Below are 20,428 nucleotides of genomic sequence, written 5' to 3'. Positions count from 1 at the left end.
ATTGCCCGACAGTCGGATGGCAAGCTCATCATTGGCGGCGCCTTCGATATAGTCGATGGGGTTCCGCGCCGGAACATCGCCCGTCTCAACGCCGATGGCAGCCTGGACGCCACCTGGAATCCCGGCGTGAACAACGTAGTGAACGCCCTGGCGGTGGACGGCAGCAACAACGTCTATGTCGGCGGACAGTTCACCACCCTCGGCGGGGTGGGCCGCAACCAGCATCGCCCGCGTGACCAGCGCCGGGACGGTCGATGGCTGGTATCCCCCCGGCGGCGCGAGCAACTGGGTGTACGCCCTAGCGGTGGACGGCAGCAACCACGTCTATGTCGGCGGACAGTTCACCACCCTCGGTGGGCAGAGTCGCGCTATGTTAGCCGCGCTGGCCACGTCGCGCTTGGCGGTCGTTGCCGTTAACGGCGGCACGGCGCCAGCGGTCAATACACCGTTCGCCGTCGCCCTGCAATTGCAAGACAGCGCCCAGAACCCTGTCACGGTTGCCACCGCCACGCCGGTGCAACTGAGCGTTCAGACCGGCGCGGGCGTCCTGGGCGGAACCACCGCTTGCACGATCGCTGTTGACGCCAGCGGCTGCACGGTCAGCGGCCTGACCTATTCCCAGGTCGAAACCGGCGTGATCCTGCGCGCCACCGCAACCGGCGGCGACGTCGCCGACCCCGGCGACAGTGCTCCGTTCGACGTGGTGAAAGCCACGCCGACGCTCGGCCTCGACCGCACGCCAGACAGAGACTCCCTTCCTGACGAAGTCGTGGACTTCACCGCCACAGTGGCCGCAACGCCGCCCACGACAGGCACGCCCAGCGGCACGGTGACCTTCAACGACGGCACCACTCCACTGTGCGCCAATGTTGCCTTGAGTGGCGGCAACGCCACCTGTGCCAGTGTCCTGAACCTGGGCAGCCACAGCCTCACCGCCGTCTATAGCGGCGACGCCAACTTCACCGGCGGCACCTCGGTGCCGTTGACCCATAACGTCAACCAGGCGCCGGCGATCACCAGCGCCGCCGCCGCCACTTTCACGGTCGGGCAAGCCAGTTCCTTCACCGCCACCGCCACCGGGACGCCCGCGCCGACCCTTTCCTATTCGGGCGCCCTCCCCTCGGGCGTGAGTTTTACGAACGGCACACTCTCCGGCACACCAGCGGCGGGGACCGAAAACACCTATCCGCTCGTTCTCACGGCCAGCAATGGCGTCAATCCGGCCGCCACCCAGAACTTCACGCTCACCGTGCAAGGTTCGGATAACGACAATGATGGTTACTCGACCCCGGACGACTGCAACGACAACGATGCCGACATTCATCCAGGCGCGACAGAGATCTGCGACCGTAAGGACAACGACTGCAACCCGACCACGGCCGAGCGTTGCCCCCTCGGCTGCCCACAACTGTAGGAGAGTTCTCCCATGAACCGTTCATCATTCGGTATTTTCCTAGGGGCGCTGCTGGGCGGGTTGGCCACCTTTGACGCGAGCGCCGTGACGGAAAGCGACGTTATACTTGTTTACGAAACGGCCAGCACCGTGGCGCTGGACGGCGACACGATGGTGCTGGGCGCACCCTACGCCGCCGTTTCGAACGCCCAGCAAGTGGGCCGGGCGTTCGTCTCTTTGCGGGAAGGTAATACCTGGACTTCGCCGGTCGAACTGATCCCCAACCCGGACGATCGAGCGGCGTTCGACGAATTCGGCTCATCCGTAGCCATCTCCGGGGATACCGCCCTCGTCGGCGCGCGGCGCCACAACAGCGATCAGGGCGCGGCCTACGTCTTCGTCCGCAGCGGCGCGACCTGGACCCAGCAGGCCAAGCTGACCGCCAGCCTGGGCGCGTCTGGCGACGGCTTCGGCGCGGCGGTCGCCCTCTCCGGCGACACGGCGGTGATCGGCGCGGGCGGCGCCAACGCCAGCCATGTGTTTACCCGGAGCGGCAACGCCTGGGTTCCGCCGGGTCCACCCTTCGGCGGCACGCTGACCGGCGCCACGGGATCCGGATTCGGTTGCGCCGTAGCGGTTTCCGGTGACAGCGCCCTGATCGGCGCACCTAGTGCCGACAACAACGCCGGCGCGGCCTATGCGTTCAAAAGTAGCGGTGGCAACTGGAGTACGATCACGGAAACCACCCTACTGACACCCATCGGCAACAGCCCTAACGATTACTTGGGCTATGCCGTCGACCTGTCCGGGCGGTACGCTCTGATTGGCGCGCCCGGCGCGGACAGCAATGCCGGCGCGGCCTATGTGTTCTACTACACCGGCTCCTCCATTTGGCGCCACGATGGCAAGATAGCGAGCGGTACTTCGGCCGGCGACGGCCTGGGCCGGACGGTGAACCTGGGCGGCGAACAGGCCGATGTCGCCCTGATCGGCGCGCCGGGCGCGTTAGCCACGAAAGGGGCAGCCTACCTGTTCACTCGTGGCTCGGGAGGGAATGCCGCAACCTGGACCGCCTCGGCCAGCAACCCCTTATGGGCCGTCAGCAAACCCAATTTTGCGCTCGGCCAGGGCGTTGCCTTGTTCGGCGATACCGCCGTTGCGGTCGCTCCCGCCGCCGGCGCTGCCTATGTCTACCGCTTCGACTGCGGCTTTGGACGGTACTGGCCCGCCGGGGTCTGGCTGTTCCCCGGTCTGCCGTGCGCGCCCGACGTCGCGACGGTGTCCGGCCAGTTCAGCGATGATCTCGGTGGAGATACCAAATACGGCTACTCCAACCGCTGGTACCTGTACGACTGGAACGAAACCACCCAGAGCCTGGTGGGATTGACCGTCACCTCGCCCGTCGTCCAGGGCGGCGGCTACGAACTCAAGACGCTCGATGGCGGGCGCGTCGGCTTCACCGGGGCCATCACGGGTAGCAACCCGCCCCTGGTGCCCTGTCACTATGTCGCCGGTTGCTTTGAAATTGCGTTGCCCCTGTCCAACGGCACCGCCAGCAAAGTTGCCTTGGTCGGCCATCCGTTCCCCTATCCCGTGGACTGGGCCGATGTACGCTTCACATACAGCAATTACAACGGCGGCCAACTTCTGACGCCCTCGGCGGCGCACACTCTGAATATCGCCAACAAAAGCTTCCGACGCTACAACGGCAACGCCAACGAGACCTACGACGACTCCACGCCCGGCATGAACGGCAATCTGTGGCCCAACGAAAGCGTCTGGGTCTGGGTCAAAACCAGCGCGACTAGCGGCACGATCAAATTGCTCATCCCCGCCAAGCCCAGCCGGCAAAACGCCGTCGTCCAGCCGGCGGTTCCCACGCGGTTCGCCCTGATCGAGCGGTTGCTTGACTGGTTGATTCCGACCGCCGAAGCCGCACCCCGGGACAATCCCGGCGCTGCCGCGCGCGATGCCCGCCGTCAACAGCACCGCGACGCGATTGCGCGCGGTGAGGAGTGGTATGTCCAACTGATCGTGGAAACCGCTGACGGTCAGTTCGCCGACCCAGCCAACGTGCTCGGCCAGTTGACGGATGCCGCTACCAGCTACGACGCCTACGATGTGAACGAACTGGAGGAATCGCCGCCCCTACCCGATGGGCCGGTGCTGTACCTGACTTTCCCCCACCCTGACTGGAAACAATCCGCCGGCGATTACAGCAGCGACTACCACCCCCTCAGCAAAAACCAAGGCGATCGCTGGACCTTCGAGGTGCGCGGCAATCAGAAAGGAACCCTGCGTTTGCGTTGGAAGGCGAGTAGCCCCGCAGCTACCGCTCGCGGCCAACTGGTGGACCAGCAAACCGGTGTGGTCATCGCCGCTGCGGTCGATCATTACGAGTTTGCGCTGAACGGGCCGACGCGGACCTTCCGCTGGGAGTATCTCGCCAGCAACGGCAAGCCGCCCAAGTGACGGAACTGTTGATCGCGCTCGCTCGTTCCATCAAGACAGGCGCGTCAATCACCTCTCCTTTTCATTTTCGAGAACTTACTGATGAATGTCGAAAAGCCTGCATTGCCGACCGAGCCGACCGAGATCGATCCCGATCTGGAACGCCGCGAAGCCCTCAAACGCCTGGGTCGCTACGCCGCCTACACCCCGCCGGCGGTGTTGACGCTGCTGGCTTCGCGCAAGGCGCTGGCGGCGGATTCGCTAGCGGGGGGAGACCCCCAAGGTCCAGGAAATGAACCCCCCTGATCAGAGAAATACATGCCATCGTTGCCCGCCATCGTCCTACGCGACCATCTGGTCCTTTGCGAAGCCGACCGGTTGCGGGTGCTCAACCCCACCGCCCGCCGCCTCTGGGAAATCCACCAGGAAACCCAGGACGCAGCGCGGGCGGTGATGTGGCTGGTCGAGACCTACGGCTTGACCGTGGAACAGGCCGAGCGGGATATCGCGGCGGTGCTCGCGCCTCAACCGGAACCGCCCGCGCCGTCGACCCCGAACTCCCCGCCGCGCCCGGCTCTCCCGCGAACCCGGCGCGCGAGTTTCGATGGCTGGACGGCTCATTACCACATTTACGACCGGCCCTTTTCCCTGCGCTGTGCGACCGTCGATCTGGCCCGCGCAGTCGAACCGCTGTTCGCTCATCTGCGCGTGGAAATAGCGGAGGGACCATGGTTTGAAGTAGCAGGCCACGACGACGGCTTCACCGGCTGGCGCGATCAGCAAGGGCTGTTTGCAACGTCCACCTTGGACGGCGCGGTCATCGGCCTGTTCAGCGCCATCCTGCAATACGCCTGCGCCGAACGGGACAGCCTCGCCGTGCTGCACGCCGGCGCGGTGAGCGACGGTCATACCGCCCTGGTACTGGCCGAGGCGGGCGGCAGCGGCAAATCCACCCTGACCGCTGCCCTGCTGGCGCGCGGCTACCGTTACCTGAGCGACGACGTCGTGCCGCTGGAACGCGGCGGCTGTGTGATCCCGGCACCGATCCCCCTCCAACCTCAAGGTTGGCAGCGTGCCGGTCCTGGCCGAACTCTACCCCGAACTACCGCACCTACCGGCCTGGCGCAGCGGCGACCGCCAGTTGCGGTTTTTGTCACCTCCCGAATTTGCCCGGCGCCGCCCTGAACGCGCCTATCCGGTGGCCGCCCTGGTGTTTCCCCGCTATCAGCCCCAGGCCGAACTGGAACTACAGCCGCTTGACCCGGTGGCGGTGCTAACCCGCCTGATAGAAAGTAACACCTGGCTGGACCGGCCCCTGAATCCGGCCAAGATTGGCGAACTGTGCGCCTGGATCGACACCACCCCGGCCTATGCCCTGCGCTACGGCAACCTGGCGGCAGCGCTGGAAGCACTGGCAACCCTGTGGCCCTGATCCCGCCGCATCGCTGGCTGTGCCGCTGCTTGGCGCCCGAGGCACTGTGCCCGACCACCGAATTGACGCCCACCTTGGATTCGCCGGGCTTCCTCTGGGAACCAATGCTGGCGCTGGCGCATCGTCACCTGGTAGCTGCCCCCTGGTATGCCGCGCTGCGTCGGCGCGATTTGCTGGAACGCGCGCCGGCTGAGATGGTCGAGCATTTGGTCGTCCTGCACGAACTGAGCATCCAGCGCAATCGGTTATTGCGCCGAGAACTGATCCGCGCTGCCCATGCCTTCAACGCTCTTGGTGTCGAGCCATTGTTGCTCAAGGGCGCTCTGGCGCTATTGCCCGGCCAGCCGCCTGAAATCGCCGCCCGACTGCTGGGCGACCTTGATTTGCTGATACCCGCCGACCGCTTAGCCGACTGTCGGAATGCGTTGCAGGCACTCGGTTATTCCGCCACGCACAAGGAGGACCACCACACTAGCCACCATCATGCTCCCCCTCTTTTTCATCCCGACCATGGCGCCAAGTTTGAATTGCACCGCGCCGCACTGGGTGGACCGCTGGCCGCCGCCTTGCCGGCGGAAGAAGTCTGGCGAAACAGCCAACCGATCAGCATCGAGCGGACGTTCGTGCGCACACCCTCGCTCACCCACCGGGTTCTGCACAATCTGCTGCATACCCTGATACAGGACCATCGCGCTGAATTGGGAACAGTGGAGTTGCGGCAAGTATTGGACCTTGTGCAATTCCGCGCCCATGAAGACGCCGGGATCGACTGGCCGCTCATTCGGACACGCTTCGCGGCACTGGGCCAGGGTGCGACGTTGGGGGGGTATCTGCGAATAACCCATAATCTGTTTAATCAGCCACCGCCTGACGGCATACGTTTCTCCATAGCCACCGCTTGGCTGGAATGGAAATTCGAACTTTGCCGCCGTCATCGAGGAGCGAGCCGTGGGTTCTACTGGTGGATGCGGCTGAAACGCTTGCCGAAACGGCTGGGTACACCCTCTTGGTATGCGATGAAAATTCGCGCGCTGCGGAGCGGTGAATCACTATAGCATTTCCTTCCTCCAGCCTACTCTCGCAGGGAGAGAGAGCGAACGATAGCTTCCTCGCCAACACCGAACTGTAACGTTCAGGCGAGTCGATCGCGAATCCAATCGGGCACGGATTGCAGGGCGGCATCCAGTTTCGAGGGATCGGTGCCACCCGCCTGAGCCAGGTCGGGACGGCCGCCGCCCTTGCCGCCCACTTGCTGGGCGACCATGTTGACCAAATCGCCGGCCTTGAGGCGGCGGGTTTCCGCCGAGGTGACACCAGCCACCAATCGCACCTTGCCATCCTCGACCGTGGCCAACACCACCGCCGCCGCCTTGAGCTGGTCCTTGTAACGATCCACCGCCTCGCGCAGGGTCTTGGCGTCCACGCCATCCAGCCGGGCGGCCAGCACCTTGACGCCATCCACCTGTACCGTCTGGCCGAGCAAATCGGCGCCCTGTCCACTGGCCAGCCGGGCTTTGGCTTGCTCGACTTCCTTTTCCAGTTGTCGGATACGCTCGACCAGTTGCCGGACCTTATCGGGAAAGTTGTCGCGGTCGCCCTTGACCAATTGCGCTACTTGCCGGGCGCGATCCTGAAGGGTGGAAACGAGATCCAGCGCCCGCTCGCCGGTGACGGCTTCGATGCGCCGTACCCCAGCGGCCACGCCACTTTCGGCGGTGATCTTGAACAAACCGATGTCGCCGACCCGGCGGACATGGGTACCACCGCACAGTTCGGTGGAAAAATCGCCCATCCGCAGTACCCGCACCCGGTCGCCGTACTTTTCGCCGAACAACGCCATCGCACCGGCGGCGATGGCCTCTTCCGGCGCCATGATGGTGGTCTCCACCGCCATATTGCCACGAATCTGCGCATTGACCAGCCGCTCGATGGTTTCCAACTGCTCTGGGGTCACCGGCTCGGGATGGGAGAAGTCGAAGCGTAGTCGTTGCGGGTCCACCAGTGAGCCTTTCTGGGCCACATGCGGACCCAGCACCCGACGCAGCGCCGCGTGCAGCAAGTGAGTAGCGGAATGGTGAAGCGCGGTCGCTTGACGCTGGACGGCATCCACTTGCGCCATTACGGTGGCGCCGACCCGCAATTGACCCTGTTGCAGCGTGCCGATATGGATGAAAACACCTTCGCTCTGCTTGCGCGTGTCGTGGACCGCGAACTCCAAGCCATCGGCGCGCAACCAACCGCTATCGCCGACCTGACCGCCGGATTCGGCGTAGAACGGGGTGTGGTCCAGCACCACCACGCCTTCATCGCCGGGGTTCAACGGGTCAACGGCCTTGCCGTCGCGGAATAGCGCCAGCACGGTCACTTCCTCCTCCAGCCGATCGTAACCATGAAACTCGGTGCAACCGCTGGCGATACCGAGATCGGCGGTCTGGCGCTGACCGAACTGACTGTGGGCACGGGCGCGTTCCCGCTGCGCCGCCATTTCCCGCTCGAAGCCGGCCATGTCCAACAATAGACCGCGTTCGCGGGCGATGTCGGCGGTCAAATCCACCGGGAAGCCGTAAGTGTCGTACAATCGAAACACGGTCGCGCCGGGCAGGGTCTCGCCCGACAAGCGGGCGATATCCTCTTCCAGCAACTTCATGCCGTGCGACAGGGTTTCGGCGAAACGCTCTTCTTCCTGTTGGATGGCGCGGGTGACTTGCGCCTCGGCGTGCGCCAGCTCCGGGTAGGCCGCGCCCATCTCCACGATCAGCGGTTTGACCAAGTGGTGGAAAAACGTGCCTTCGGCTCCCAGCTTGTAGCCGTGGCGAATGGCGCGACGCATGATCCGGCGCAGCACGTAGCCGCGTCCTTCGTTGGAAGGCAGTACGCCATCGGCGATCAGGAAGGCGGTGGCGCGAATGTGGTCGGCGATCACTCGCAGCGAATTGGACTGCAAATCCGTCGCGCCGGTCGCGGCGGCGGCGGCCTGGATCAGGTGTTGAAACAGGTCGATTTCGTAGTTGCTGTGCACGCCCTGCATCACCGCCGCCAGCCGTTCCAGCCCCATGCCGGTGTCGACCGACGGTTTCGGTAGCGGCGTCAGCACGCCGCTAGCATCGCGGTCGTATTGCATGAACACCAGGTTCCAGATTTCGATGTAGCGATCGCCGTCCTCGTCGGGCGAGCCGGGCGGACCACCGGGGATGCCGGGGCCGTGGTCGTAGAAAATTTCCGAACACGGCCCGCAAGGACCGGTATCGCCCATCGCCCAAAAATTGTCGCTCTCGTAGCGCTTACCACCGGCCTTATCGCCGATACGGGTGATGCGGTCCCTGGGGACCTGAATCTCGTCGGCCCAGACTTGATAAGCCTCGTCGTCGGTCTGGTAGACGGTCACCCACAGCTTATCCGGCGGCAGCTTCAGCACATCGACCAAAAACTCCCAAGCGAAATGAATCGCTTCTTTCTTGAAATAGTCGCCGAAACTGAAATTGCCCAGCATCTCGAAAAAACGTGTGATGACGAGCGGTATAACCGACATTTTCGAGATCGTTGTGCTTGCCGCCGGCTCGCACGCAACGCTGCGCGGTGACCGCTCGATGATAGGGACGCTGATCGCGGCCGGTGAACACGTCCTTGAACTGCACCATGCCGGCGTTGGTGAATAACAGCGTGGTGTCGTTGAGTGGGACCAACGAGCTGCTGGCGACCATTTCGTGGCCGTGATCGTGGAAATAATCGAGGAAGAGTGTGCGAAGTTCGGCGCTGCTGGTCATGGTCGGGCTTCAAAAATCCAGGGTTCGGGAATGGGGTTCAGAGAGCAATGCTCAGAGGTATTTCCTGTCCCCCGAGCCTTGCAAAAAAATGCTTGATCTGCTCCAGGGTAAAACCGTGTTGGCGCAGTACCCGCGTTTGTCGCATTCGTTCCGCCATATCGGTGGGCACGAGGGACTTGAAGCGCTTGCGGTGCAGTTCCCGCAACTTGGGCAGCCAGTCGTTCTCCAGCCCCGCCAGCACCGTATCGACCAGATCTTGCGACACGCCACGCTCGCGCAGTTCGCGGCCGATCCGCAACGGTCCGTAGCCCTTGTCGGCCCGGCCACAGGCGTAGAGCTCGGCGAAACGAGCCTCGTCAAGCAAGCGCTCCTCCGCCAATTGGTCCAGCGCCGACTCGATGCGGTCGGTCGAAAAGCCACGCTGAATCAGCTTTTGGCGCAGTTCCAGCCGGGAATGCTCACGCCGAGCCAGCAGCTCCAACGCCTTGGCGCGCACCGCCGCCGGGTCGTCGGTGCCGGCCTGCTCAGAGATCCGTATCCAGCTCATCGGGCGCGGCGCCAGGGGCCTCATCATCCTCGATTTGTTCGGCCGTGGCCGGCACCGCATCGGGACGGACCAGGAAATGATCGCGGATCATGTTTTCCAATTCGCGAGCCAGCTCCGGGTTCTCCTTGAGATAATTACGGGCATTATCCTTGCCCTGGCCGATGCGGGTGCCACCGCGACTGTACCAGGCGCCGGATTTTTCGATCAGCGCCGCCTTGACGCCCAAATCGATAATCTCGCCCAGCCGGGAAGCGCCCTCGCCGTAAAGAATCTCGAACTCGGCTTGCTTGAAAGGTGGCGCCAGCTTGTTTTTGACCACCTTGACTCGGGTTTCGTTGCCGATGACCTCGTCGCCTTTCTTGATCGCGCCGGTGCGGCGGATATCCAGCCGCACCGAGGCGTAGAACTTGAGGGCATTGCCGCCGGTGGTGGTTTCCGGCGAACCAAACATGACGCCGATCTTCATCCTGATTTGATTGATAAAAATAACCAGGGTGTTGGAGCGCTTGATGTTGGCGGTGAGCTTGCGCAGCGCCTGACTCATCAAGCGGGCGTGCAGGCCGACGTGCGAATCGCCCATGTCGCCTTCGATCTCGGCCTTGGGAGTCAGCGCCGCCACCGAATCGACCACCACGGTATCCACCGCGCCGGAGCGCACCAGCATGTCGGCGATTTCCAGCGCCTGTTCGCCGGTGTCGGGCTGGGAAACCAGTAGATCGTCCACGTTGACGCCTAATTTAGCGGCGTAGATGGGATCCAGGGCGTGCTCGGCATCGATGAAGGCGGCACAACCACCCAACTTCTGGGTTTCGGCGATGACCTGTAGCGCCAGGGTGGTTTTGCCGGAGGATTCGGGTCCATAGATTTCGGTCACCCGCCCGCGTGGTAGGCCACCGATGCCCAGGGCGATATCCAGGCCGAGCGAGCCGGTGGAAACGGCCATCACGTCACGGGCGGCGCTGGTGGCGTCGCCCATTCGCATGACCGCGCCCTTGCCAAACTGGCGCTCGATCTGGGTCAGCGCGCCCGCGAGCGCCTTTTTCTTATTGTCATCCATTCCGTGCATCCCCTTGGAATCAGGTGAGTAACCGGCCGGGAAAAGCGGAACCGGTTGTTTTCAGCGATTATTCCATAGACTATCGATCGAACCTAGCCCCCCGGCCAGCGGCACAGCACTCGATAGCGCGAACCTTCCGGCGACGATTGCGATTCGACCAGCGCCACCTCGTTGACCCGCCAGCGGATCGGCGCGACGGGAGGCTGGGTCGGAGCTGGGCCGGAAAACTTGCGCGCCAAGGTAATATGGGCCTGGAATGCCCGCCGTTCGGGAGTAAAGCCGCAGCCGCGCAGGCGACGATGCAACTCGGCCACCAGTTCGTACAGTTCCGGCGGGGTATGGCTGGACCCCAACCACAGGATACGAGGTCGCGGCCAGTAACCATAGCGGTCCAGGATCAACTCTAGGCTCGGCACCGCCAGATCGGTCAAGGCCGCTTCGTAAGCCGCCAGACGAGCGGCATTGGTGGCGCCCAAAAATACCAGGGTCAGATGCAGGTTGGCGTCGCGTACTCGTCGCCGTCCGGCGACGGCCGCCGCCAACTCCGCCAATTGCCGCCGTTCGGCGTCGCTCGGCCAGAGCGCCAGGAACAGCCGGCGTTCATCCTCGGTGGGCGCACACATCCAATACCCCTTGCAGCGCGGCGGCCACGGTTGCCAAGCGCACCGCCTCGCGGTCGCCGTCGAAATGCTGGCGCACGACCCGCGTCGATCCACCCCTTGGCGCCCAAGCCAGGTAGACCGTGCCGACCGGCTTGTCGGCGGTGCCGCCGTCGGGACCGGCGACGCCGCTGACGGCGAGAGCGATGTCGGCGCGGCTGCGTTCCAGCGCACCGGCCACCATTTCGGTCACCACCTCGGCGCTGACCGCGCCATGGCGGGCGAGGGTCGCCTCCCGCACGCCAAGCAGCTCGGTCTTGGCCACATTGCTGTAGGTGACGAAACCTCGGTCGAACCAGCCGGAACTGCCGGCTATGTCGGTGACGGATTTGCCGATCCAGCCGCCGGTGCAGGATTCCGCGACTGCCAGGATTTGCTTGCGCGCACACAGAGCGCTGCCCACTTGGGTGGCAAGTTCGTAAAGGTTCCGCTGGGCAGGATTCGGTGACGACACAATGGATCTCCCGTGGTTTGGAGGCGGCGGCAACATGGCACTCAGGTACTATAGTGCAAACGAGAATAAGCGGCGTTTCCGGCGCGAACCGGCTGGTTTGACGACTTTAGCCGCTCCTTTGCAACGCCCCGCGGATGATCGCGATGAACGACGAGACCCAGGATTTATCCCAACACACGCCGATGATGCGGCAATACCTACGCATCAAGGCCGAACACCCCGATATTCTGGTGTTTTACCGGATGGGGGATTTTTACGAACTATTCCACGACGACGCCCGCCAAGCCGCCGAACTGCTCAATATTACCCTGACCAGCCGGGGCCAATCCGCCGGTCAACCCATCCCGATGGCCGGCGTACCGTTTCACGCGGTCGAAAGTTATCTGGCCAAGCTGATCAAACTGGGGCTGTCGGTGGCGATCTGCGAGCAACTGGGCGACCCCACCGCCGGCAAGGGGCCGATGGAACGGCGGGTGGTACGCATCGTCACCCCCGGCACGCTGACCGACGAAGCGCTGCTGGACGAACGCCGCGATAACCTGCTGGTCGCGCTGCACCAGAGCAAGCAGACCTATGGTTTGGCCAGTCTCGATCTGAGCGGCGGCCGCTTCACCGTCGTCCAGGTGCATGGCGAGGCGGCGCTGTGCAACGAGCTGGAACGCCTGAAACCGGCCGAACTGCTGATCGGCGAGGATATCACCCCACCCGATGGCTGGCGCGACCATCCCGGTCTACGTCGGCAGGCGCCCTGGCATTTCGACCGGGACAGCGCCGCGCGCGCGCTGTGCGCCCAATTCGGCGTGCGCGATCTGAACGGTTTCGGCTGTACCGATCAGCCGGTCGCGGTGGCCGCCGCCGGTTGCCTGCTGCAATACGTCAAGGATACCCAGCGCGGCGCATTACCGCATTTGACCGGACTGCGGGTCGAACGGCACGAGGACAGCGTGATTTTGGACGCCGCCAGCCGCCGTAATCTGGAATTGGAACACAGCCTGAGCGGCCACCACGAACATACCCTGATCGGCTTGCTGGACCGTTGCGTGACGCCGATGGGCGGACGGCTGCTGCGGCGCTGGACCCATCGCCCGCTGCGCGACCGGAACACGCTCGGCCAGCGGCAAGACAGCTTGCGGCAACTGCTGGACAATGGCGGTTACGAATACTTGCGCGGCCTGCTGCGCGGGGTCGGCGACGTGGAACGGATTCTGGCGCGGGTGGCGCTGAAATCGGCCCGTCCGCGCGATTTGATCGCCCTGGCCGACGCGCTCGCCCGCTTGCCCGATGTGCAGCGCTTGCTCGGTCTGCTGGATGCCGCGTTGCTACGCGAACTCGCCAACCAAGCCGGGACTCATCCCGATATTTGCGACCTGTTGCGACGGGCGATCATCGCCAATCCACCGCAGGTACTGCGCGACGGCGGCGTCATCGCCCCCGGCCATGATGCCGAACTCGACGAGTTGCGGGAATTGAGCGAACACGCCGACCGATTCCTGGTGGAACTGGAAGCGCGGGAACGGCAGCGTACCGGCATCCAGAATCTCAAGCTTGGATTCAACCGGGTGCATGGTTATTACATCGAAGTCAGCCGCGCCCAGTCGCAAGCAGTGCCGGCCGATTATCTGCGCCGTCAAACCCTCAAGGGCGCCGAACGCTACATCATCCCGGAATTGCAGGAATTCGAGCATAAGGTGTTGCGCGCTCAGGAACAGGCGCTGGCGCGGGAAAAGGCGCTCTACGATGCCCTGCTGGATCAACTGATTGTCCGTTTATCCGCCTTGCAGGCCAGCGCCGCCGCCCTGGCGGAACTGGACGTGCTGGCCAATCTGGCCGAACGGGCCGCCGCGTTATGCTGGAACCCACCGGAATTGGTGGAACGACCGGGAATCGAGATCGTGGCCGGCCGCCATCCGGTGGTCGAACAGTTGTTGGACGAGCCGTTCGTGCCCAACGATCTGAAGCTCGAACCCGACCGGCGGCGGATGCTGATCGTGACCGGCCCCAATCTCGGCGGCAAGTCCACCTACATGCGCCAAACCGCGCTGATCGTGTTGTTGGCGCACTTGGGCAGCTTCGTGCCGGCCGAGCGGGCGGTGATCGGACCGATCGATCGCATTTTTACCCGCATCGGCGCTTCCGACGATCTGGCCAGCGGCCGTTCGACCTTCATGGTGGAAATGAGCGAGGCCGCCAATATCCTGCACAACGCGACACCTCATAGTCTGGTGCTGATCGACGAGATCGGTCGCGGCACCAGCACCTTCGATGGCTTGGCGCTGGCCTGGGCCTGCGCGGCGCATCTGGCGGGCACGGCGCGGGCCTTCACTCTATTCGCCACGCATTATTTTGAGTTGACCCGGCTACCGGAAGCGCAGTCCGGCATCGTCAATGTCCATCTCGACGCCGTGGAGCATGGCGACACCATCGCGTTCCTGCACCGAGTCCAGGATGGGCCGGCCAGCCGCAGTTATGGCCTGCAAGTGGCGGCGCTGGCGGGCGTGCCGCCGGTGGTGATCCAGCAGGCTCGTCAGCGGCTGCGATTGCTGGAGCGGCAGATGCTGCGGCGGGAGTTGACGGGCCGGTCGGCGGCGAGCCCGCAATTATCCTTATTCGGCGAGGCCGCGCATCCGGCGGTCGCCGCGTTGGCGGAACTCGACCTTGACGCGCTGGCGCCGGAACAGGCACTGGCCGAACTGCGGCGGCTGAAAGCGTTGACCGGCTCATAACGCCCGACCAACGAAGAACGGCGGCGTGGACAGAACGGGTGGATTGGTATTGTCAAGTTGAACGCAATCAGCGAAGTCGGTAGGTTTCGTGGCCATGAACGACACCAAGAGTCCCTATACCGGCTACCACTACCCCGCTGAGATCATCAGTCACGCTGTGTGGATGTATTTTCGCGTCACCTTAGCTGGATTTAGCTCTTACGCCGCATAGCAGAGTGCTTCAGTAAGCTGCTCCAGTTTCGCGCCCGAATCTCATCACCCGTAACACCGCCGTCACCGTGCGTTGGCCTGGCGCCAAGATCGCCCCACCTAGCAGCACGGGCACATGACGCCATGCCTGCTCGGAAATAGCGGCGCGAACACCCCTATGATCCTCATTAGGTCGACAGGCAACACTCCCATAGGCATCTTTGGTCGGAGAAAATGCCTCAGGGTCGCTGCTTGCCGACTTCTGTGCGCCATGAAAATGGCTAAAGTTCAGCTAAGACAGGCGTATTTCCGTCTCTCGACGAGCCTGATCACCGCATCGACCAGCACTGATGGATGCTGGTTTGCTTTATTTTTGTGACTAAATGCGTTTTTATTTTGTCATTTTTCCAGATTGTTGGCTGAAACCGTGTTCTGTTTCTACTTCGGTTTTTTAAGATTCTACGAATAGAACCGGGATTGCATTGTAACAGTGAGATTTGTCACGATAATTTCATGGATTTCCGAGTTGAATGAGGCGGTTGAAGCTGACCTCCGAGATCGGGTCAATGTTGAGAAGGATGCGCTGTAAGCGCTCGGTCAAAAAAAATGAAGGATGAAGATGGACATCGCGGCGAGATGATTTTGCCAACATAGGTAGCGGGCAAGCTAAATCAATTGAAGGTATCAAATGCAGTACAAAGTTGGCCGTTAAATGAAAGAGCAGACAGCACATAGAGAACAGAAATGATTATCAAAAAATGTCACGATTAGCAATTATCGTGGAATAGTTGGACCGCAGTCCATTCCACTCAATAAATTCTCGTCAATTGTGGGACAAAACGATGCAGGAAAATCTATCATATTGAATGCCATCGCAACCTTTCTTAACCCAAAGGATAATCCTGTTACTCTTACTGACTTTAATAAAATAGAAAAGCCTATTGAAATAATCTGCCAATTCTCATCTGAAGAGTTACGAGAAATCCTTGAAGAGAAGATAAAAGACGAAAAATAAAAAAAAAGCAGACGGTTTGTATGAATTTCTTGATGATATTTTAATTGGTTGTCAACTTGTAATTAGAAAAAATTGTAACTGCGCCCAAGAAAGGTTTTGATACCGAGCAGTTATTGATGGTTGACTATGAAAAGGAAGACTTCCAGCTTCTATGCAGGAAATCCGACGAGGAATTAAATGAAATGTTAGGTCGATATGAAATATCGATACCAGTACAGGGAAGAGGAAGAAACTCGAAACTAGAAAAGATTAAGTATATAAAAGAATATTGTGCATCTCATGATATTCTCAGGAAAGAGCGATATGTCAATGATGAGTACAATATATGTTCGTTATTGCCTAATGTAGAATTATTTAAGGCCGACTATGGTTTAGAGGCTGACACTCGCTTTAAGTCAAACTCCGTAAGTGAAATACTCGATTATTTAGAAAGAGAAAGCACCGAATCAAACAAGCTTGCGGTTATCGAATCAGAAATATCAGGAGAAATGCAAAAGGAGGCGCGGTCGGTCAAAGGGTACATGAGCGAGTACGTATCAAATCTTAAGGAGGTGGAGATAAAACCAATCATTACCTGGAAAGACGCAATTAAAAGTGTTGATGTTTCTTTCCAGTTTGAGAACGATGTCCGACCTATACCTATGAGTCACAAAGGCGCAGGCTATCGGCGACTATTTATGGTTGCTCGCTTTCGTTATCTTGCAGAGAAAAATAAAGGTGTGAATATCATATATCTAATCGAAGAGCCAGAGACTTTTTCTTCACCCGTCCGCACAAAAATGATTTGCTTAGTGCATTACGTGGGCTTTCGGATGACAATCAAGTAATCATAACAACGCATAGCCCAGTATTTGCGGGGGCTACTTATATTGAATCCATAATTCTGTGCAAAAAAAGCTAATGGATCTATATATGAAAATTATAACGAGAACGGAAAAGAGACTTTTTCTGAATAACATTATTAATGAGCTTGGCATCAAACCTTCATACAATTTGCGCGACTCGCATGAAAAAGATAGTGTTTGTAGAGAGTCACAATGATGCAAGATTCTATGACATTATTTGCCGAACACTAATCGATAAACCACTTGTTGGAGTCGATACTATCCTTGTGTTGCCATTCGGTGGCGGGGACGATATCGACAGTTTTTCTTAATATTGACTATTTTGATAATTCTGGCCGAAATCTTTACCTTATAATTGATAGCGATAAGCATAATAATAATTTTGAAAAGCAAACGGCTAGGGCTGATAATTTTCGAAATAGAAAAAAGAGAAAGAGGTAGTGCCTACGTTCTTCAGAAAAGCTGCCTAGAAAATTATTACCATCCCAAAGCATTTGAGCGTACATATGGGTTGGCCTCTGAGAGCTTTCCTACAATAGCTTCTGACGATAATGCGAAGGAACTAATCAAAAAATATAAGAAAAATCATGGGGTAACAATAAACGTAAAAGAAAAAAACAATTTTGATGTATTCAGTAAAATGACGAAAAAAGAATGGGAGGAGGTAGTTGAACCTCAATTGATTCGGTTTTTAAGAAGCATAGTCACTTAGCAGCGGTTATAGATATTTTCATTGTCCGCGCTCGACCGTAATCCGTCTGACGTCCATGCGGCGGCCGAGATGAGCTTCGGTTCGGTGTCGGCGCTGTCAGCGCGCCGCGCCTGAACCGGGAGCGGCCGTGATCTTCCCGCCAAGACTCAACCCGACCTACAAGCGCTTGCCGAAACCCGCCAGGACCGATTTTTTCGCCAAAAATTAACGAATCCGCCATTCGCTTGTCACCCTGTTCGCCCATCATCACTCGTTCGGAAACGACACGTTCAGACTTCCCACGGCGGTTGATGGCATGGTCAAGAAAATCGGCACGAAACTGGTCAACGGCGCGCACGATCTGGTGTTCAAGGCAGTTCACAAGCGCTGCCTGATCTACAACGTCTGCTGGGAAGATCCGCGCATCGATCGGCGGATTCTCAATCTGGACGACGACAGCCGGGTCGTGGTGCTCACCAGCGCCGGGTGCAACACGCTGGATTACCTGCTCGATTCCCCGGCGGAAATTCACGCGGTCGACGTCAACCCGCGCCAGAACGCCCTGTTGCATCTCAAGCTAGCCCTGATCGAACGGGGCGATTTCGCCGATCTGTTCAATCTGTTCGGGAACGGCTCGCACCAGGCGTTCCGCAAGATCTACCGCGCGGCCCGACACAGTCTGCCAGCCTACGCCCAAGCCTTCTGGGACGAAAAGATCGACTACTTCGATAACACCAGTCGCAAGAAGTCGTTCTACTACTACGGCACCTCCGGGGCGGTCGCCTGGATTCTGAGCCGCTATCTGCTGAGCGCCGATCGCAAGCTGCGTTCACGGCTGCTCGATCTGCTGGACGCCCGGACCCTGGCCGAACAGCGGGACATCTACCAACAGATCGAGTCGGTGCTGTGGGGCCGCTTCACCTCCTGGCTGGTCAAGCAGCCGATGACCATGGCCATGCTGGGGGTGCCTCGACCGCAGATCCGGTTGATCAACACCCAATATCCCGGTGGAATGGTGGGTTACGTCAGCGCCAAGCTGCGGCATGTGCTCACCGAGGTGCTGATCCACGACAACTACTTCTGGCGAGTCTATCTGACCGGTTCCTACACCCCGGATTGTTGCCCGAATTACCTCAAGCCGGAAAACTTCGAACAGTTGCACGCCAACGTCGGCCGCGTGCGCACCCACAACGCCACCGTCAGCCATTTTCTCAAGGAACATCCCGGTGCCTACAGTCATTTCGTGCTGCTGGATCACCAGGACTGGCTGGCCTGGCATAAGCCCGATGCGCTGCGCGAGGAGTGGGAGCTGATTCTGGCCAACAGTCAGCCCGGTAGTAAGATTATGCTGCGCTCGGCCAGCCCGGAATTGAATTTCCTGCCGGAGTGGGTGAAATCCACCGTGCGCTTCTTCCCGGAACTGACCACCGCTCTGCACCCGCAAGACCGGGTCGGCACTTACGGTAGCCTGCATCTGGCGGAAGTGCTGTGACCGCGACCATTGCGCCGGACCGCGCGCTGCAACGCTATTACCGGTTCCACGCCCGCATTTACGATGTCACCCGCTGGAGTTTCCTGTTCGGTCGCGCCGATCTGATCGAACGGATAGCCTCCCGGCACGCGCCGGCGAACATTCTGGAAATCGGTTGCGGTACCGGAAGTAATCTGGTGCGGATGGCGCGGCGCTTTCCTGAAGCACGACTCACCGGGCTGGATCTCTCGGCCGACATGCTCACCCGTGCCCGTCGCCGCCTGACGCCATACGGTGACCGAATCACCCTGTTGCATCAGCCCTACGCCGGATTGCCGGACCAGCGGTCCAGCTTCGATCTGATCGTCCTGTCTTACTGTCTGAGCATGATCAATCCGGGCTGGGAGGCGGTCATCGCCAACGTCCGTCAGGATCTAGCCGCAAATGGCCTGATCGCGGTGGTGGATTTCCACGATTCGGACCAAGCGGCGTTCCGGCGCTGGATGGGCGTCAATCATGTGCGGATGACCGGCCAGTTGCTGCCGGAACTGCAGACCCACTTTCGACCGCTGGATGCCACTGTCCAGCGGGCCTACGGCGGCCTCTGGCGCTACTTCCGCTTCATCGGCGTGCCGAGCTAAATCCTTTTCTCCGTCCGGTGCCGAAGACGGCACCGCAAGAGCTCGGTTCTACGCCGCCTCCGGTTCCACTTCCGGTTCCGCCGCCGCCGGCGCTGTCCACACCCGACAGCGTGCCGTTTCATCGACCCAGTGCAGGACTTCCAAGCGGCCGTCGCGATGCTCGACCAGCGCGGTGCAGCTTTCGATCCAATCGCCATCGTTGGCGTAGCATACCCCGCCGATATCCCGCAACGCCGCCTGGTGGATGTGGCCGCAGATCACGCCGTCGAAGCCCCGATGCCGAGCCTCGCGCGCGGCGGCGGCTTCGAAACGGGCGATGTAGGCGGCGGCCTGCCCGATCCGCGGCTTGAGGAAATTCGCCAGCGACCAATATGGATAATTCAAGCGGCGGCGCAGCCGGTTGGTCCAGCGGTTGGCGAACAGTAGCACGTCGTACATCCAGTCGCCGAACATGCCGGTCAGCCAGCCGCCGCACTTGACCGCGCTGTCGAGTTCGTCGCCGTGAGTCACCAGAAAGCGCCGGCCGTCGGCGGTATGGTGTTCGTATTCCGCCACCAGTTCGACCCCGCCCACCAGCAGCCCCAGATAATCGCGCGCCACCTCGTCGTGGTTGCCGGGAATGTAGATCACCCGCACCCCCTGCTTGGCCTTGGCCAGCAGGGATTTCAGCACGCGGCCATGCCCCGCCGGCCAGCGCCCACCCTTGCGCAGACTCCAGAAATCGATCAAATCACCAACCAGATAAAGTCGTTCACACCAGGGCTTTGAAGGTGGTCAAGATCTGAGTGGTTGCGGCTCAGTTGGCCTGGTGGCGCAACGCCAGCAGGCGGGCCACGGATACATGAGGTCGGTGGGGATCGTGGGCCCGCTTCACGGGCGGCTTCTTGGGTCCACGCGGATGCTTGCGATACTTTCGCAATTGGACTTGCTCGGCCGTGGTGATTAGCCAAGCCGCCATCGTCGCCAGGGGGGAGGTTTGGAACACCGCCCAATCCCGGGGCTCGATCAGGGTTTCCAGGCTCTCGGCTACCCGGGCCATTTCGTTGACGAGATAGTAGCCCGAAATGCCGTCGTCGATGGCTGCGGCCCCGTGAAC

17 protein-coding genes and 3 pseudogenes are annotated in these 20,428 nt (G+C 60.6%); 13 read left to right on the top strand and 7 right to left on the bottom strand.

Annotated features, from left to right (window positions below; translation table 11 throughout):
- The 7 genes and pseudogenes from E4P82_RS23830 to E4P82_RS18115 form a co-directional block, all read left to right on the top strand.
- A pseudogene (locus E4P82_RS23830) lies at positions 1 to 66 on the top strand (hypothetical protein); the annotation flags it as partial.
- 166 nt (positions 67 to 232) lie between these two features.
- Positions 233 to 1,414 (top strand): Ig-like domain repeat protein, encoded by a 1,182-nt coding sequence (locus tag E4P82_RS22945; protein ID WP_312915661.1) that lies wholly within the window; start codon positions 233 to 235, stop codon positions 1,412 to 1,414.
- Positions 1,415 to 1,426: 12 nt separating this feature from the next.
- Positions 1,427 to 3,865: an FG-GAP repeat protein gene (locus E4P82_RS18135; RefSeq protein WP_169250192.1), complete on the top strand. Its 2,439-nt coding sequence runs from the start codon at positions 1,427 to 1,429 to the stop codon at positions 3,863 to 3,865.
- Between the two features lie 81 nt (positions 3,866 to 3,946).
- The gene (locus E4P82_RS18130; RefSeq protein ID WP_169250191.1) at positions 3,947 to 4,150 is read left to right on the top strand and encodes a hypothetical protein; all 204 of its coding nucleotides are present in this window, start codon (positions 3,947 to 3,949) and stop codon (positions 4,148 to 4,150) included.
- A gap of 12 nt (positions 4,151 to 4,162) precedes the next feature.
- A complete protein-coding gene (locus tag E4P82_RS18125) occupies positions 4,163 to 5,029 on the top strand; it encodes a PqqD family peptide modification chaperone (RefSeq protein WP_169250190.1) in 867 nt (288 codons plus the stop codon).
- Positions 4,995 to 5,276, top strand: a complete 282-nt coding sequence (locus tag E4P82_RS18120; RefSeq protein WP_169250189.1) for a hypothetical protein — start codon at positions 4,995 to 4,997, stop codon at positions 5,274 to 5,276. The genes E4P82_RS18125 and E4P82_RS18120 overlap by 35 nt, the downstream gene beginning before the upstream one ends.
- The gene (locus tag E4P82_RS18115) at positions 5,267 to 6,331 is read left to right on the top strand and encodes a nucleotidyltransferase family protein (protein ID WP_169250188.1); all 1,065 of its coding nucleotides are present in this window, start codon (positions 5,267 to 5,269) and stop codon (positions 6,329 to 6,331) included. Before E4P82_RS18120 ends, E4P82_RS18115 begins: the two co-directional genes overlap by 10 nt.
- Before the next feature lie 77 nt (positions 6,332 to 6,408).
- Here E4P82_RS18115 and alaS read toward each other — a convergent pair.
- The 5 genes and pseudogenes from alaS to pncC form a co-directional block, all read right to left on the bottom strand.
- Positions 6,409 to 9,040: pseudogene (gene alaS, locus E4P82_RS18110) on the bottom strand (alanine--tRNA ligase).
- Positions 9,041 to 9,077: 37 nt separating this feature from the next.
- Positions 9,078 to 9,587, bottom strand: coding sequence for a regulatory protein RecX (locus E4P82_RS18105; protein ID WP_169250187.1), 510 nt, complete (start codon positions 9,585 to 9,587; stop codon positions 9,078 to 9,080).
- Complete coding sequence (recA, locus tag E4P82_RS18100; protein ID WP_169250186.1) at positions 9,565 to 10,644, bottom strand: recombinase RecA; 1,080 nt, start codon at positions 10,642 to 10,644, stop codon at positions 9,565 to 9,567. Before recA ends, E4P82_RS18105 begins: the two co-directional genes overlap by 23 nt.
- Positions 10,645 to 10,736: 92 nt before the next feature.
- Positions 10,737 to 11,267, bottom strand: a complete 531-nt coding sequence (thpR, locus tag E4P82_RS18095) for an RNA 2',3'-cyclic phosphodiesterase (RefSeq protein WP_169250185.1) — start codon at positions 11,265 to 11,267, stop codon at positions 10,737 to 10,739.
- Positions 11,245 to 11,757: a nicotinamide-nucleotide amidase gene (pncC, locus tag E4P82_RS18090; protein WP_312915656.1), complete on the bottom strand. Its 513-nt coding sequence runs from the start codon at positions 11,755 to 11,757 to the stop codon at positions 11,245 to 11,247. The genes thpR and pncC overlap by 23 nt, the downstream gene beginning before the upstream one ends.
- A gap of 143 nt (positions 11,758 to 11,900) precedes the next feature.
- Here pncC and mutS point away from each other — a divergent pair, with 143 nt between their 5' ends.
- From mutS to E4P82_RS18060, 6 genes are all read left to right on the top strand, one after another.
- The gene (gene mutS, locus E4P82_RS18085; protein ID WP_169250183.1) at positions 11,901 to 14,480 is read left to right on the top strand and encodes a DNA mismatch repair protein MutS; all 2,580 of its coding nucleotides are present in this window, start codon (positions 11,901 to 11,903) and stop codon (positions 14,478 to 14,480) included.
- A gap of 955 nt (positions 14,481 to 15,435) precedes the next feature.
- The gene (locus E4P82_RS18080) at positions 15,436 to 15,684 is read left to right on the top strand and encodes an AAA family ATPase (protein ID WP_169250196.1); all 249 of its coding nucleotides are present in this window, start codon (positions 15,436 to 15,438) and stop codon (positions 15,682 to 15,684) included.
- Positions 15,685 to 15,800: 116 nt separating this feature from the next.
- Positions 15,801 to 16,511, top strand: coding sequence for an AAA family ATPase (locus E4P82_RS18075; RefSeq protein ID WP_169250182.1), 711 nt, complete (start codon positions 15,801 to 15,803; stop codon positions 16,509 to 16,511).
- 400 nt (positions 16,512 to 16,911) lie between these two features.
- Entirely contained in the window at positions 16,912 to 17,241 is a 330-nt protein-coding gene (locus E4P82_RS18070; RefSeq protein WP_169250181.1) for a hypothetical protein, read from the top strand.
- 295 nt (positions 17,242 to 17,536) lie between these two features.
- The gene (locus E4P82_RS18065) at positions 17,537 to 18,712 is read left to right on the top strand and encodes a BtaA family protein (protein WP_169250180.1); all 1,176 of its coding nucleotides are present in this window, start codon (positions 17,537 to 17,539) and stop codon (positions 18,710 to 18,712) included.
- Positions 18,709 to 19,332: a class I SAM-dependent methyltransferase gene (locus tag E4P82_RS18060; protein WP_312915648.1), complete on the top strand. Its 624-nt coding sequence runs from the start codon at positions 18,709 to 18,711 to the stop codon at positions 19,330 to 19,332. Before E4P82_RS18065 ends, E4P82_RS18060 begins: the two co-directional genes overlap by 4 nt.
- Positions 19,333 to 19,380: 48 nt before the next feature.
- On the opposite strand, the gene E4P82_RS18055 is transcribed toward E4P82_RS18060, so the two are convergent.
- Together E4P82_RS18055 and E4P82_RS18050 are read right to left on the bottom strand one after the other, a co-directional pair.
- Positions 19,381 to 20,061 carry a UDP-2,3-diacylglucosamine diphosphatase gene (locus E4P82_RS18055; protein WP_169250179.1) on the bottom strand — a complete coding sequence of 227 codons (681 nt, stop codon included), beginning with the start codon at positions 20,059 to 20,061 and terminating at the stop codon, positions 19,381 to 19,383.
- A gap of 67 nt (positions 20,062 to 20,128) precedes the next feature.
- Positions 20,129 to 20,428 (bottom strand): annotated as a pseudogene (locus tag E4P82_RS18050) (IS4 family transposase); the annotation flags it as partial.

The organism is Candidatus Competibacter phosphatis (genome assembly GCF_012939995.1).
Classification (GTDB): Bacteria; Pseudomonadota; Gammaproteobacteria; order Competibacterales; family Competibacteraceae; genus Competibacter; species Competibacter phosphatis.
The sequence above is the reverse complement of the archived record's forward strand: the minus strand, read 5'-3'. Positions and strand labels throughout refer to the sequence as shown.